This is a genomic window from Nitratireductor alexandrii (genome assembly GCF_004000215.1).
GTDB lineage: Bacteria > Pseudomonadota > Alphaproteobacteria > Rhizobiales > Rhizobiaceae > Mangrovimarina > Mangrovimarina alexandrii.
Window position 1 is genome coordinate 263704 of record NZ_RBVY01000008.1, and the last position, 14228, is coordinate 277931.

The window sequence follows — 14228 nt, forward strand, 5'->3', positions numbered from 1 at the left end:
TGGCATGGCTGGACCGCGACCACGGAGAACACCGGCGATGTTGATGTATCAGGTCGATGCCTTCTCCGACCGTGTGTTCGGCGGCAATCCGGCCGCGGTCCTGGTTTTGGAACGCTGGCCGCCGGACCCGCTCATGCAGGCGATCGCGGACGAGAACAATCTGGCCGAAACGGCGTTCGCCTGCCCGGACGGGTCGCCGGAGCGCTGGAAGCTGCGCTGGTTCAGCCCGGTTCACGAAGTGGATTTTTGCGGGCATGCCACGCTGGCGACCGCGCATGTGCTTTTCAGCCGGCGCCCAACGACGGGGCCGCTGCGCTTTTCAACGCGCGCGGGAACCTTACGCGTGACCCGCGGCGAGGACGGCTACCGGCTCGATCTGCCGCGCTTCGACCCGCAACCGCTGACGGCCTTGCCGGACGCACTCGACGGGGTCTTCGACCGGGCGCCCGTCGCGGTCTTCCGAAATTTCGAGAACATTTTCGCCGAGCTCGAGGACGAGACGGCGGTGCGCAGCTTCGTTCCCGACCTCGCCCGGATCGCGCGCCTGTTCCCGATGGGCCTGGCGATCACCGCCAAGGGCGGCGCGCACGATTTCGTGTCGCGCTATTTCGCGCCCGGCGCCGGCATTCCCGAGGATCCGGTGACCGGCTCGATCCACGCCACGCTTGTGCCCTACTGGGCCGAACGCCTCGGCAAGCCGCGGCTGGCGGCCTTCCAGGCGTCGCGGCGCGGCGGCCGCCTTGCCTGCCTGCTCGACGGCGAGCGGGTGTTGATTGCCGGCCAGGCCGTGACATTCATGACGGCCGAGATCGATCTCGGAGACGGCGCCGGGTTTTGACCACGCGCCACCGCGCCCGGCGCCGCCAACGTCGCCGTTGCGTCCGGTCGGAACATTCGTGCCGGTCGGGCGTTTTCAAGGGCGAAAGGAGGCACGACATGGCACAATCCAGAAGCGCCGCCAGCAGAACCGGCAACGGCTCCGCTCCCCCCTCGGCCGAACAGCTCGAGGAACAGATCGCGCAGCTGAAGTCCGACATTTCCGAACTCGCCAAGACGATCGGCGCGCTCGGGGCGCACACGGCCGGCACGGCGAAAAGCCGTGTGGCTCGCACGGGCGACGCGGTCGCCGCGCTGCCCCATGAAGCCGTCAATATGCTGCGCACCGACATCGAGTTGCTTGAGCGCAAGCTGAAGGCGGGCGTCAAGCGCAGCCCCTGGCGCGCGCTCGGCCTGGCGGCCGGCGCCGGTTTCCTGCTCGCCCTCGCGGCCAGGCGGCCGTAGCAGACGCGCGGCCGCGCCGACGGCGCATCCGGCCGCATAGTTTTCGAAATCCCATCGGCAGGCCGCATCCGCGCGGTCTGCGTGCTCGATGAAAGATGAAAGGAGACAGACATGGCCCAGGTCGCCACGGTTTTGAAACCGGAAGCCCATCAGGAACAGATCAATACCGGCCTCGACGACGCCTATCGCGCCGACATGGCCGAAGCGCTGACGTCGATCCTGGCATCGACATACCAGCTCACCGTCAAGAGCCATCTTTATCACTGGAACGTCGTCGGGCCGCTGTTCAAGCCGCTGCACGACCTGACCGAGGAGCACTATAACGCGCTGTTTTCGGCCACCGACGTCATCGCCGAGCGGATCAGAGCGCTCGGTCACCTGGCCCCGGCCGGGCTCGGCAAGGCGGCGGGCTTCGCACCCGCGTCGGGCGATGTGGATCACACCTCCGCGATCGCCATGATAAAGGATCTGATCAAGGATCACGAGGCGGCGGCGCGCGAATTGCGCAAGGCGGCGTCCAAGGCCGGCGACGCCGACGACGTGGTGACCGAAGACATGCTGACCGAGCGCCTCACCTTCCACGAGAAGGCGATCTGGATGCTGCGGGCGACCGTCGCCGACTGAGGCACCGGGCCGCGCTCGGTGCGCGCCGGTCAAAACCACACCGCCCGCGCCCGCGCCCGCACCCTGCGCGGCGCGGGCGCCGATCCACGGGAAGGCAGCGAGGCAACTCATGAGCGAGACAGCGATGCAAACCGAAATGCGCGCCATCCTGGCCGACGAGAGCCTGGGCCGGGACGAGCGGATTTCACGCCTGGAGGCGCTGCGCCGCGAGGCCCGCGACAGGCAGCGCGCGGCGACCGAGGCCGATATGATCGCCGATGACGGCCTGAACGACGATCTGCACGAAATCGAGCTCGCCCTGCAGCGGCTCGGGGTCAAGACGGTTTCGCGCGAGGACAAGGGCGCGGCGACGCTCTGACGTTTGCCGCGATCGATGCCTGTCGACGCCCATCAACGCCCCGGCGGCGACCGGACGGCCGCCGGGCATTCGTCTGTCCTGGCCGCTGCAAACGGCCAGGCTTGGCGTTTGCAGGCGAAGTGGAAGCCGGTTCGCCGTTCGCAAACGCGGTAGAACAATGAGTTAGGGCGGGTCTGCGATTTCGCGGAAAGCAAACAGATCCTATCACTACTTTGGAATATTTTTGGCGGAGAGGCTTGTGCGGGAGTGGGGCCGGCGGCTGGGGAGGGCGGCTGCGCGAGCGCGGTGAGGATGGCTTGCTTGACGGCGGGTAGGCTCGGTTGGGGCGGTGGGCCGAGGATTATTTTTCCTATCCCGCTTGTTTGAGGCGGCGAGATTGCAGGAAGGTGTGATCGATGATCGTCATCAGCGTGTGCCGGGGCAGACTCATCCATGAGCGCCCCTCAAAGAGGTGGATGCCAAGTTCCTCCTTGAGCTGCTGATGCACCTGTTCGCAGACCCAGCCCGCCTTGATGGCACCCGCGATCTGCTTGAGCGGGGCGTCGGCGGGCAAGTTGGAGAGGTAGTAGTTGCGCTCGCCAGTCGATCGGTGCTCACCGATCAGCCAGACCTCCTCGCCGGGCAGATGCTGAACACCCATATCACGGACGCGTTGGGGTGGGCCTTCTGCAACCCGGACCCGGATAGCGGCAAAACATGCCGAGAGGCAGCCTTTGGTGCCGCGCCGCCAAATGACCGTTCGCCATTGGGCTTTCTCCAGCATCGCCTGCGCGGTCATCGACTTCACATCGGGGATATGCCGCTGGCACGGGCGGCCGCTGCGGCAACGGGGGAAGATCATCGCCACGTCGGCGGGATAAACCTTCTGCTTGACCGGGATGTCGACGGCTCAGGCAAGGCCGCGCGAACCCGGTTGATCTCGGCCAGCGCGATCTCGGGCTTGGTCCTGTAGGAACGGTGGTCTTCGGGCACACCGGCGCGATCGAGGCGGACGACATCGGAAGTCCCGCTCTCGTGCAAGAACAGCCACAGAACTACCATGACCGGCACTTCGCCCAAAGCCAGCGTCAGCGACACTAGAGCATCTTCGAAGAACGCAGAGTCGGTTTTGGGATTCACGCGGTCGTGTTTGTCTGATTCACTGACGCTGGTGATTTGCCAAGAGGTGAAGATGACGAGGAGCCTGAGCGGCGACTTTCGCGGTCGGGTGATTGCGGCGATCGAGGATGGGGTTTCGACACGGGAGGCGGCGCGTCGCTTCCGCATCGGGATCTCGACGGCGGGGGCGTGGTATCGTCGCTATCGCGAGACTGGCGAGACCGAGGCTCGCAAGCAGGGCCAGCCGTCGCGCTCGAAGCTCGATGCGCACGAGGCTTTCATTGTGGGCCTGATCGAGGCGGCGCCGGACATCACGCTTGCCGAGATCGGCGAGCGCCTTGCCGCCGAGCGCGGCGTGCGGGCTGCGCCCTCGACAGTCTGGCTGTTCCTCGACGGGCGCGGCATCACGTTCAAAAAAAGTCGGCGCATGCTGCCGAACAGCAGCGCGCGGACGTCCTTCGCCGCCGCATAGCCTGGTTCGACGGCCAACTCGATCTCGATCCCGAGAAGCTGATCTTCATCGACGAGACCGCGGCATCCACAAAGATGGCCAGGCTGCGAGGGCGAGCGCCTTGCGGCGAGCGATGCCGAGCGGCCGTTCCCCATGGCCATTGGAAGACGACCACCTTCACCGCCGGCCTGCGACTGTCCGGCATGGCGGCGCCGATGCTGCTCGACGGTCCGATGAACGGTGCAGCCTTCCTGGCCTATGCCGAGCAGGTTCTCGCGCCCGAGCTTCGCCCCGGCGATGTCGTGGTCATGGACAATTTGCCGGCCCACAAGATCAGCCGTGTGCGCGAGGCCATCGAGAAGGTCGGAGCGCGGCTCCTGTTCCTCCCGCCATACTCGCCGGACTTCAACCCGATCGAAATGGCTTTCTCGAAGCTCAAAGCCTTGCTCAGAAAGGCCGCCGCGAGAACCGTTGACGAATTGTGGTTATTCGTTGCCGACTGCCTATCCGCCTTCACAGCCGAGGAATGCCGGCACTATTTCGAGGCAGCCGGATATGACCCGGATTAAGTCGAATCTGCTCTAGTATATTCGTGGGGTGTCATCCATCACAGTCCTGACATGGAGCAGTGCTTTGCTGAGATCGCCCGTGTTGCCAAGCAGGGCGGGACGATCAAACTGATGGTTTACAACAGACACTCAATCCAAACTTACCTGTGGTGGGTACGTTTCGCCCTATTGAAGGGGAAACCGTGGCGCTCGCTATCCTACGTTCTTCACCATCACATGGAGAGCAAGGGCACGAAGGCCTATACCCGCCGAGAGATTTCCGCCATGGCGAAGTACCATGGTTTAAAAATACTATTCATAGATACCACCGCGTCACCGTTCTACGACCTCCTAGAAACAAGGCCCTGGCCGCTTCGCGTCGTGGCTAAGATGGCAGTGTCACTATTCGGTCGCACCAACTGTGGGTGGTTTCTACGCGTCGTTATGACAAAGCCCGTTTCGCCTAGAGCAGCTTCGACTTAATCCGGGTCATATCCGGCTGCCTCGAAATAGTGCCGGCATTCCTCGGCTGTGAAGGCGGATAGGCAGTCGGCAACGAATAACCACAATTCGTCAACGGTTCTCGCGGCGGCCTTTCTGAGCAAGGCTTTGAGCTTCGAGAAAGCCATTTCGATGGGGTTGAAGTCCGGCGAGTAGGGCGGCAGGAACAGGAGCCGCGCTCCGACCTTCTCGATGGCCTCGCGCACACGGCTGATCTTGTGGGCCGGCAAATTGTCCATGACCACGACATCGCCGGGGCGAAGCTCGGGCGCGAGAACCTGCTCGGCATAGGCCAGGAAGGCTGCACCGTTCATCGGACCGTCGAGCAGCATAGTTGCGGACATGCCGGACAGTCGCAGGCCGGCGGTGAAGGTGGTCGTCTTCCAATGGCCATGGGGAACGGCCGCCCGGCATCTGACCTGAGCCCCAGATCGGCGCAGAGGAAGGCCGCCCCTAGCTCAGCCACGAGTTCTTCCATGGCGTAGGCCTGATCGCCGAACCGCTTGCCGAATTCCCGGTCACAGCGCTTCTTCGCGCCCGTCCAGTGAACCTTGTGCCGATATCGGCATAAGTCGCATTATGCCGTAAGTCGCATTATGCCGCATGGCCGAGTTTCGTGGCTGCGATGCCTGCGTTCGGCCATGCGACAATTCGGCATAGTCAGAGCGCCTCGAGGAATGCGGATGTTCCGATGGTATGCCGTTTTTCTCGAAGTCAGGCCATATATCAGATGTGCGGACGGAGCGGAGGTTCGCTGCGGTTTTTCGAATGTCTGCTGTGTGCCTCAAGGTTATTCACGGGGCGCTTGGCTGAGACGCTGGTTACGACGATGCAAAGCTGGCGTTCAGTCCCACCACGCCGACGAGCGCGATCGCTGCGAAGGCAATCCGCTGAACTGTTGCTTCCTCGCCGAACCAAAAGATGCCAAGCGCGACTGCTGCGACAACCCCCATTGCCGACCAAGTGACATAGACGATGGTGAGGTCGAGATGCTTCAGTGCCAGAATAAGAGGAACATTCATCAGGCCGTAGAACATGAACGCCAGTCCGCTGGGAAGCGGGTTTGCAAACCCGTTCGACAGCTTGAGGCAGAACGTGCCCGCGACTTCCAACGCGATCGCGCAGACAAGGTAGAGATACGCCATCAGTCTTTCCTTTCGTTGGGTAATGCGAACAGGTCGTGGATTGAGCAATCGAGCGCATCAGCGAGCTTCAGGGCGAGGACGGTGGACGGAATGAAGATGCCGTTTTCGATCGTGTTCACGCTCTTGCGCGAGACCGAGACTCGTTCAGCCAGTTCGCCCTGCGTCCACCCGGCGGCTTTACGCCGTTCGGCTAGGCGATTGGTGAGTTGCGGATGGTCTGGCATTAGCGACCGATCAGATCGAACACGCTGAACAACAGCAGCTGCACCGCGCCAACCGTAAGCGCGGACGCAACGAACCCTCTCAATGGATCAAATCCGACGAATATCGCAAAGGCGATGCCTGGGAAGATGACGATGATCGCGAGGGTGTAGGCCCATCGCTGCGAGCGGGCATAGTCAGCTTGAACCGCCTCGTCCCAAAGAACGAGATTTCCCTTGCGACCGGCGAGAGCGCTGACGGCAAAGACAATCACGAAAAGTGCGCCCCCCGCAGCAGCGGACCACACAGCAAGTCGGATGTCTCCAAGAGCGCCGAACAGGACCGCAGCCGCGAAGCCCATCAAGACGGTGCCAGTCGCTGCGAAGGCGACGTTGCGGACAAGTGAAAGGGTGTGAAGCTGTGCAGAATCCATACGAAACCTCGTCACCCATGTAACCTTAGCTACTCACTTTAGGCATATGGAATAGTAACCTCAAGGTCACATCGTGACTTTTGAGGCGTTTTGGTGAGCAAATCTGTTTCTGACGGACACTGTGACTTAGAGTAGATGGTCCTAAGATCCCGTCTCGAAAGGGTTGAGTAGCTGGCGCGGTCGTGCTTCCGAATTGGGTGTCGAAGCCTATTCGGAGAGACCTAATGTGGACGCCAGCTACCCGTCGCCAGCATAACCGTGAACGCCTGCGTTACGAAACCGATCAGACGGATCGGGAATGGAATTTGATGGCGCCGATGATGCCGGTGGCGGCGAAGGCCGGCAGGCCGCGCAAATGGACCCTGCGCGAGATCATGAACGCGATCTTCTATGTCATGCGCGGCGGTATCGGCTGGCCGTTGCTGCCGTCAGACTTCCCACCCAGAAGCACGGTGTTCCGGTGGTTCTGTCGCTTCCGCGACGAGGGTCTGTTCGAGAAGATCAACCACAGACTGCTGACGCTGGATCGCGAGCGCTGCGGTCGGGAGGCCTCGCCCACGGCGTCGATCATCGACAGCCAGAGTGTGAAGACCTGCGAGAGCGGCGGGCCGTACGGCTATGATGCCGGCAAGAAGATCAAAGGCCGCAAGCGTCACGCGCTGGTCGACACCGACGGTCGGGCGTTGGTGCTGTTTCCGTACCCTGCAAGCATCCAGGATCGCGATGGTGCGGGTCCGGTTCTGCAGGCCTCGCGGCGACCGTTTCCCTTCGTCCGCAAGGTCTTCGCAGACGCAGGCTATCAGGGACCGCGTGTCGCGGAAGCCACCTCCATCGCCGTCGAGATCGTGAAACGGAAGCCCGATCAGGTCGGCTTCGCCGTCCAGCCGAGGCGATGGGTGGTCGAACGCGTCTTCGCCTGGGTCAGCCGCAACCGCAGGCTATGGAAGGACGCGGAGGCCACCATCGAATCCGCCACCGCATTCCTCTACGCCGCAGCAATCATGATCCTCGTCAGGCGCATCGCACGAAACTTATGAGCGGTTTCGGCACGGACTCTAAGAACTGTTCAGGAGGATGAAATATCCAAGTATACGCAAGGCACGAGACCGGGGAACAGCCGGCTTCCGCTGGTTCCGCAAGCGCTTCAGTTGAAGAATTTCACTACCAAGAAAATCCTCCGGAACTGTGATTATTCGTAAAAAAGGGGAGTTTCTTGGAAATTGAAGATAATTTAATTTGAGAAAGATGAGATCGCCTGCTGATGAGCGAAAATTATAATCTCTATTCTTCCGCCGCCCAGGAGGAGGGCTTCTTCGGGCAGAGGTTGAAGATACAGCATCTGAGAATCCTGGCAGCTTTGGCGCGGCTAAAGTTGGTAACCAAAGTAGCAGACGCGCTGGCGATCACGCAGCCCGCGGTTTCCAAACAGCTCGCAGAGATGGAGCATTCTCTTGGAATTGCCATTATCGTGCGTGAGCGCAACCGTCTGTTTCTAACCCCCGCGGGGAAACGACTGGCCCAACACGCACAAGCGGTTCTGGATCAGTTGAAGCGCGCCGAATTGGAATTAGACGCGGTCCGCTTCGGCGTTTCTGGCGATCTTCGGATCGGAACCGTCGCTTCTCTCGCGGCTGTGATGCTTCCGCAGGCCATCGCCACGTTGAAACAGAATGCCCCGGACGTTTCGGTAAGCGTCACCGAGGGACATTTTCGCGAACTATTACCCAAGCTTCTCAACGGGGCCATCGACATCGCGATCGCGCGGACCTGGCACGAGCAGGAGATCGCCGGCGTCGCGCAGCGCCCGCTGGCGAGCGAGCCGCTTTGCGTGGTGGCGGACCCGGGGCATCCCCTGGCCCGGCGGGACCATCTGGAATGGGATGAAGTCACGCAATGGCCCTGGATACTGCCGGATCAGGATTCGATCGCGCGCCAGGAACTCGATGCCTTCTTCACACGCAACGGAACGCGCAGCCCTCGCAACGTTATCACGTCGCTTTCCCTGCAACTGAACCTCGCGCTGTTGCGCGAGATGCCGGTCATCACCCTGTTTCCCCGCTCGATGACTCGTCCCCATATTGCACGCGGTGAAATGGTCGAGCTTCCCATCCGCGTCGATGCACTCCTGTTCGAAACGCGCTGCTTCTGGCGCATCGGCCAGGACAAGAGCAATGCCACGCTCAACCTGCTCTTGCGCAACCTTGATGAACTCGGGGCGAATGGCGGCTAGGGCGAAGCGAGAGGGCGGGTAGTGACCAAACTATAACCTCCGGTAATGGTCTGGTCTTTCCTATTCATTATTCATCGGCATTTCCAACCTGTAAGGCTTGCGCGGGAACCGTGACGATTACGCGCCCGGTGGAGGGGCGAAGCAATGGTCGATCTGACGTCCCGCATGGCGACCGAGTTGATCCGCATGTTCAAGGCGCGCGAAACCACGCCCTCCGAGGTGCTGGAGGCATGTATTGCCCGGATTTCCGCCCTGAACCCGCTGGTCAACGCCATCACCGCCACGGATTTCGAACGTGCGCGCATCGCGGCCGAAGCAGCCACGGCGCGCTACGCCGCCGGTGCGCTGGTCGGCCCGCTTGACGGGATCCCGATCGGGGTGAAGGATCTGCAGGACACGGCCGGGTTGCTCACGACCTACGGCGCGCGCCACCTTCGGGGAAACGTGCCCGGCGCCGATAGCCCGTGGATCGCCCGGCTTCGGCGCGCGGGCGCCATCGTGGTGGCAAAGACGAACGTGCCGGAAATGGGCGCGGGCGGGAACACCCGCAATCCCGTCTGGGGCGCGACCGGCAACCCTTTCGATCCCAATCTGACCGCAGGCGGGTCTTCGGGCGGGTCCGCGGCCGCGCTGGCGCTAGACCTGCTGCCGCTCTGTACCGGCTCGGACACCGGCGGGTCGCTTCGCCTGCCTGCCGCCTTCTGCGGGGTAATCGGCTTTCGCCCCACGGCAAACCTGGTGGCCAATGGCGCCCGCACACTAGGCTGGTCGAACCTGTCGGTGCTCGGCCCCATGGCCCGGAGCATGGACGACCTTGCGCTTTTCCTTCGCGCCTCGCTTGGGCCGGACCCGGATGACCCGCTTTCCCTTGCGGTTGACGCGTCAAGTTTCGATGCCGGCCCCTTGCCCCCGCTGGGCGCGTTGCGAGTGGGCCATAGCGAGGATTTCGGCGGGCTTGCCATCGCCCCCGAGGTGCGCGCGGCATTTCGGGATCGCATCGCCTCGCTTGCCCCGCTGGTCGCCAGTTGCGAGGCGGTCGACTTGGCCCTGGGCGAGATGGACAGCTGCTTCGACACCGGCCGCGCTGAGGCCTTCGTTGCCGTTTTCGAAGGCGAGATGGAGGTGGACGAGGATCAGCTTTCTCCCGCGGTGGCCGCCAATCTCGAGATGGCGCGCGGGATGACCCTGCAGATGCGCGCCCGTGCGCATCTGGAACAGACACGGCTCTTGCGGCGCTACAATGCCCTGATGCGCGATTTCGACATCATTCTGACTCCGACGGCGCCCGTGGCGCCCTTTGCCTGGTCCGAGCCGGCTGTCATGGAAATCGACGGGGTCGCGCAGGACAACTACTATCGCTGGCTGGCCTTGACCTACCGGGCGACGCTGCTGAACTGCCCGGCGCTGACGCTGCCCACAGGCAAGGCGCGCGGGGGCATGCCCTTCGGGTTGCAGATGCTGGGCAAGCCTACACGCGATGCCGACCTTATCGCCGCCGGCCGCGCGATCGAGCATCACTGGAGCGATGATCCCTTGCGTTGTCGCCCCCTGCCCGATCCCGACGCGCTGCGTCCCGGCACGCCCGCGCTGACCTCGATCGTGACTCATCCGCCGATCTTCTCGGACGCGCCCGTTGCGGGGCCGACCCTGAACGTGGTCTGAGCCCGGCTATGTGGAGCCTCATCCCGATATTCGCGCTGCTGCTGATCAGCGGAACCGCCTTCGCCTATATCATCGGCGCGGTTTCCGTGGTCTCGTTCGTCGCGATGGGGTACGCGCCCTACCTGTCGATCCTGCCGCAGCGGGTATTTTCGCAGCTCGACGTCTTTGCCTACATGTCGCTTCCACTTTTCATCCTCACGGCGGAATTGATGTCCCGCACCGGGGTGACGCGCGCGCTCATCGATTTCGCGATGGCCATCGTCGGGCGTCTGCGTGGCGGCCTGGGACATGTCAACATCCTGACCAGCCTTTTCTTCGCGGGCATCTCGGGGTCGGCCGTGGCCGATTCGGCGGCGCTGTCGCGCGCTTTCGTCCCCGAGATGGTGGCGCGCGGCTACCCGCCCGCCTATGCCGGGGCGATCACGGTCGCCTCGTCCATGATCGGCCCCATCGTGCCGCCCTCGATCATCATGATCATCTATGGTGGGCTGGTGGAAACATCCGTGGCCGCACTGTTCGTCGCCGGGGTGCTGCCGGGGCTTCTGCTGACCTTCGCTCTGCTTGGCTACAACGCCTACGCGGCAAGGCGCGCCGGCCATCCGGGAGGGCAGAATACCGAGATACCCGCCTTCTGGCCCAGCCTGCGCGCGGCGGCGCCGGCGCTGCTGTTGCCCGCGGTGATCATCGGAAGCCTGGTTTTCGGCCTTGCCACGCCCACCGAAGGCGCTGCGATCGCGGTTCTGATGGCGCTTCTGATGGGGCTTTACTATCGCGAGCTGACCCTCGCGGTGCTGACTGAGGCGATGGAGGCGAGCGCGAAGCTCACGGGGATGATCTTCATCATCTTCTGCGCAATCTCCGTTCTGGGGTACCTGTCGGGCCTTGCCGGCTGGCCCACGCTTCTCGGGGCCTGGGTGGAGCAGCTTGGCCTGACGGGAACCGGGTACCTGCTGTTCCTGGTCGTGCTGTTCCTCATCTCGGGTATGTTCATGGACACGCCCGTTGCGCTCACGCTTCTGGTTCCTCTGATGGTGCCCGTGGCGCTGGCCCAGGGCATCAGCTCGGTCCATCTCGGCGTCGTGCTGTGCTTCAACCTTTGTATCGGCCTCGTTACGCCACCCCTGGGCAAAGGGCTGGTGGTCGTGTCGGCCATCACCGGGATCGGGTACTGGAAGCTGGCCCGAGCCGTTCTGCCATTCATCGTAGTGCAGATTGTCGTTCTGCTGCTGCTCGTCATCCAGCCCGAAATAAGCCTGTTTCTGCCACGGCTTGTCGGTCTGAGCGTCAACTGACCCATGAACAGGAGGATTCAAATGTCGGTTCTGAAGAATATCGCATATATGGGCGCCGCCGCCGTGACGGCGCTGTCGCTTGCCACGGGGGCACAGGCCGCCGACGTGCAGATCGCGCTCGACGGACCCGCGGACCTGGAGCGCTCGGGCTCCTACGTCTGGGCGCATGCCTTCGCCGAACGCCTCAAGCAGGATGGCATGGACGTGCGCGAACTGCCGCGCGGTGCCGTCGGCGGAGAGGCGGAAGTGCTCGACCAGGTGTCGACCGGTTTGATCCAGGTCTCCCTTTCTAACGTGAAATCCGTTGGCAGCATCGCCCCCCTGATCTACGGGGTCCGGCTACCCTTCATCTTCGATGACCTCGGCCACATGGACCGCACCCTCGAAGCCGGGGACGTTCTGAGCAAAGTCAACGAACGCGTTGCCAAAGCTGACATCATGCTTGCCGCGCTGGTGCCCCTCGGGCGCGCGATGGGAATTTTCAACACGCGCCATGTCGTGGAAAAGCCCGCCGACCTGTCCGACCTGCGCATGCGCGCCCTCGATGAAAGCCATGTCAAGATTTTCGAAGCTTGGGGAACCTCTGCGACCGTCGTTTCCTGGGGCGAGGTGCCGACCGCCCTGCAAACCGGGATCGTGGATGGCTACCTGCAGACACCGCTGGTGCCGATCGTCTTCGGACATACCGATTTCGTGAAATACTTCAGTGATGTGCGCGTCACCCTGCCGCTGCGGGCGGTGATCATCTCGCGCAGCTGGTATCAAGGCCTGAGCGATGCCGAACAGGCCACGGTGGACGCCGCGATCAAGGCCGGAACCGTCGCCACGCGCGCGTGGCAGGTCACCGCGCGCGACGCGTCGATGAAGGCGCTCGAGAAGGCGGGCGTGACGATAACGGCGATCTCGGACGAGAATCGCGACCTGTTCCGCGAAATGTCGCGCCCGGTCTGGTCCTCTGGTCTGTTGGACCAGGAAGCCGCCGATTTCTGGGTTGAAACCTCGAAAGCGGCACGCTGAGGCGGCCGTCGAGGAGTAAACAATGGCGCGCGTCCTTCTTCTGCTCAGTGACGGCCTGCACAGGGTTGTCCGCATGGCTGTCATCCTCTGCCTTTCGGTGATGTTCCTGGTCGTGATGTTCCAGGTTGTCAGCCGCTATGCCCTCAACTCGCCGCCCGCCTGGGCGGAAGAAGTCGCGCGCTACACGATGATCTGGTTGGGCCTTCTCGGAGCCACCATGTCATTCAAGACCCGGATGGACGCGGTCCTAATGAAAAGCGTGTTTCCGGAGCGCCCGCATCCGCTCGGCTGGCTTGGCGAGGCGCTCCGCGCCATTGCGGTCGTAACCTTCCTGGGGCCGGTGATCTACTACTCCTTTATCGGCGTAAGCGGGTCGGCCGCGCGCGGTTTTTTGGTAAGACAATACCTCGTGCAGACCGACACATTGGGTATTCCCATCGTTTGGGTTGCGGTATCGGTTCCGCTTTGCGCCATCATCATCCTGATTCATCTGGCAGCGCGCGCGTTCGGAACGCCCTACTGCCATTTGAATGAGACATGACAGATTTTTAACCGCGCTGGCCATGACGAGTTTCAGCAGAATCGTCTGACCACCCGGTATTCTTCTGTCAACGGCGGAGTAAAAGTCGGCCATTGGGCGGCGAAAAAGTAGGCCACCTGGCGCTGCGAGTGGGGAACGTCGGGAGGGCATAGCCCGACCAGAGTTTCCCGGTTGCAGCTTCGGCGATCTTATTGGTGAGGGGTGGTGCTTTTTCGCGCTTGGTTTTGCGCCAGTCGGTAGCTGTCGCCATTCATCTCAAGGATGCTGACCTGATGGGTCAGCCGGTCGAGGAGCGCGCGGGTGAGACGCTCGGAACCGAAGGTTTCGGTCCATTCGTCGAAGGGCAGATTGCTGGTGATCAGGGTGGAACCACGCTCGTAACGCTGCGAGATCAGCTCGAACAACAGCTCCGCTCCGGTCTTGGAGAGCGGCACGAAGCCCAGTTCGTCGATGATGAGCAGCTTGTAGCCCGCCATCTGCTTCTGGAAGCGCAGAAGGTGCGGTCGTCTCGCGCCTCCATCATCTCGCTGACGAGCGCGGCAGCCGTGGTGAAGCCGACGGACAATCCCTTCTGGCAGGCTGCCAGGCCGAGGCCGATCGCAACATGGGTCTTGCCTGTGCCGCTGGGTCCGAGCGCGATGACGTTCTCGCGGCGTTCGATCCATTCGCAGCGCGCCAGTTCCATCACCAGCATCTTGTTGAGTTTCGGGATGGCGGCAAAGTCGAAGCTGTCGAGGCTTTTGGCGGCCGGGAACTTCGCGGCCTTGATGCGGCGCTCGACCATCCGCCGTTCCCGGTCGCCAAGTGACCTGAGCCCTGACGTCCCTCCAGTTGTTTGGAGAGTCC

At 62.8% G+C, this 14228-nt stretch carries 14 protein-coding genes and 5 pseudogenes; 12 read left to right on the forward strand and 7 right to left on the reverse strand.

Features of this window, described 5'->3' with window-relative positions:
* Positions 1 to 43: 43 nt before the first annotated feature.
* From EP380_RS18425 to EP380_RS18440, 4 genes are all read left to right on the forward strand, one after another.
* Positions 44 to 838, forward strand: coding sequence for a PhzF family phenazine biosynthesis protein (locus tag EP380_RS18425; protein ID WP_338036308.1), 795 nt, complete (start codon positions 44 to 46; stop codon positions 836 to 838).
* Between the two features lie 98 nt (positions 839 to 936).
* Complete coding sequence (locus EP380_RS18430; RefSeq protein ID WP_127599874.1) at positions 937 to 1281, forward strand: ElaB/YgaM/YqjD family protein; 345 nt, start codon at positions 937 to 939, stop codon at positions 1279 to 1281.
* A gap of 111 nt (positions 1282 to 1392) precedes the next feature.
* On the forward strand, positions 1393 to 1905 hold the full coding sequence (locus tag EP380_RS18435) for a Dps family protein (protein ID WP_106572908.1): 513 nt from the start codon (positions 1393 to 1395) through the stop codon (positions 1903 to 1905).
* A gap of 109 nt (positions 1906 to 2014) precedes the next feature.
* Positions 2015 to 2263, forward strand: coding sequence for a hypothetical protein (locus EP380_RS18440; RefSeq protein WP_106572909.1), 249 nt, complete (start codon positions 2015 to 2017; stop codon positions 2261 to 2263).
* 207 nt (positions 2264 to 2470) lie between these two features.
* Here EP380_RS18440 and EP380_RS23785 read toward each other — a convergent pair.
* Positions 2471 to 3343, reverse strand: a pseudogene (locus EP380_RS23785) (transposase); the annotation flags it as partial.
* A 91-nt stretch (positions 3344 to 3434) separates the two neighbouring features.
* Between EP380_RS23785 and EP380_RS18455 the strand changes: the two are divergent.
* Positions 3435 to 4381, forward strand: a protein-coding gene (locus EP380_RS18455; protein ID WP_127599880.1) for an IS630 family transposase whose coding sequence is annotated in 2 segments (ribosomal slippage) — positions 3435 to 3774 and positions 3774 to 4381 — 948 coding nt in all. Because the reading frame shifts where the segments join, the coding sequence is not laid out codon by codon here.
* Positions 4382 to 4405: 24 nt separating this feature from the next.
* Positions 4406 to 4843 (forward strand): annotated as a pseudogene (locus tag EP380_RS24025) (hypothetical protein); the annotation flags it as partial.
* On the opposite strand, the pseudogene EP380_RS18465 reads toward EP380_RS24025, so the two are convergent.
* The 5 genes and pseudogenes from EP380_RS18465 to EP380_RS18485 all read right to left on the reverse strand — a co-directional run.
* Positions 4840 to 5277 (reverse strand): annotated as a pseudogene (locus tag EP380_RS18465) (IS630 family transposase); the annotation flags it as partial. The pseudogenes EP380_RS24025 and EP380_RS18465 overlap by 4 nt on opposite strands.
* 5 nt (positions 5278 to 5282) lie before the next feature.
* Positions 5283 to 5408: pseudogene (locus EP380_RS18470) on the reverse strand (zincin-like metallopeptidase domain-containing protein); the annotation flags it as partial.
* Positions 5409 to 5682: 274 nt separating this feature from the next.
* Complete coding sequence (locus EP380_RS18475) at positions 5683 to 6006, reverse strand: DMT family transporter (protein ID WP_127599885.1); 324 nt, start codon at positions 6004 to 6006, stop codon at positions 5683 to 5685.
* Positions 6006 to 6230: a helix-turn-helix transcriptional regulator gene (locus EP380_RS18480; protein ID WP_127599887.1), complete on the reverse strand. Its 225-nt coding sequence runs from the start codon at positions 6228 to 6230 to the stop codon at positions 6006 to 6008. The genes EP380_RS18475 and EP380_RS18480 overlap by 1 nt, the downstream gene beginning before the upstream one ends.
* Complete coding sequence (locus tag EP380_RS18485) at positions 6230 to 6640, reverse strand: hypothetical protein (RefSeq protein WP_127599889.1); 411 nt, start codon at positions 6638 to 6640, stop codon at positions 6230 to 6232. The genes EP380_RS18480 and EP380_RS18485 overlap by 1 nt, the downstream gene beginning before the upstream one ends.
* A 224-nt stretch (positions 6641 to 6864) precedes the next feature.
* On the opposite strand from EP380_RS18485, the gene EP380_RS18490 reads away from it, so the two are divergent.
* From EP380_RS18490 to EP380_RS18515, 6 genes are all read left to right on the forward strand, one after another.
* Entirely contained in the window at positions 6865 to 7677 is an 813-nt protein-coding gene (locus EP380_RS18490; protein WP_127599891.1) for an IS5 family transposase, read from the forward strand.
* Between the two features lie 224 nt (positions 7678 to 7901).
* A complete protein-coding gene (locus tag EP380_RS18495) occupies positions 7902 to 8870 on the forward strand; it encodes a LysR family transcriptional regulator (protein WP_127599893.1) in 969 nt (322 codons plus the stop codon).
* A gap of 144 nt (positions 8871 to 9014) precedes the next feature.
* Positions 9015 to 10532 carry an amidase gene (locus tag EP380_RS18500; RefSeq protein WP_127599895.1) on the forward strand — a complete coding sequence of 506 codons (1518 nt, stop codon included), beginning with the start codon at positions 9015 to 9017 and terminating at the stop codon, positions 10530 to 10532.
* An 8-nt stretch (positions 10533 to 10540) separates the two neighbouring features.
* The gene (locus EP380_RS18505) at positions 10541 to 11824 is read left to right on the forward strand and encodes a TRAP transporter large permease (RefSeq protein WP_127599897.1); all 1284 of its coding nucleotides are present in this window, start codon (positions 10541 to 10543) and stop codon (positions 11822 to 11824) included.
* Positions 11825 to 11845: 21 nt separating this feature from the next.
* Positions 11846 to 12841: a TRAP transporter substrate-binding protein gene (locus EP380_RS18510; protein WP_238719923.1), complete on the forward strand. Its 996-nt coding sequence runs from the start codon at positions 11846 to 11848 to the stop codon at positions 12839 to 12841.
* A 22-nt stretch (positions 12842 to 12863) separates the two neighbouring features.
* A complete protein-coding gene (locus EP380_RS18515; RefSeq protein WP_127599899.1) occupies positions 12864 to 13382 on the forward strand; it encodes a TRAP transporter small permease in 519 nt (172 codons plus the stop codon).
* A 188-nt stretch (positions 13383 to 13570) separates the two neighbouring features.
* Here EP380_RS18515 and istB read toward each other — a convergent pair.
* Positions 13571 to 14228, reverse strand: a pseudogene (gene istB, locus EP380_RS18520) (IS21-like element helper ATPase IstB); the annotation flags it as partial.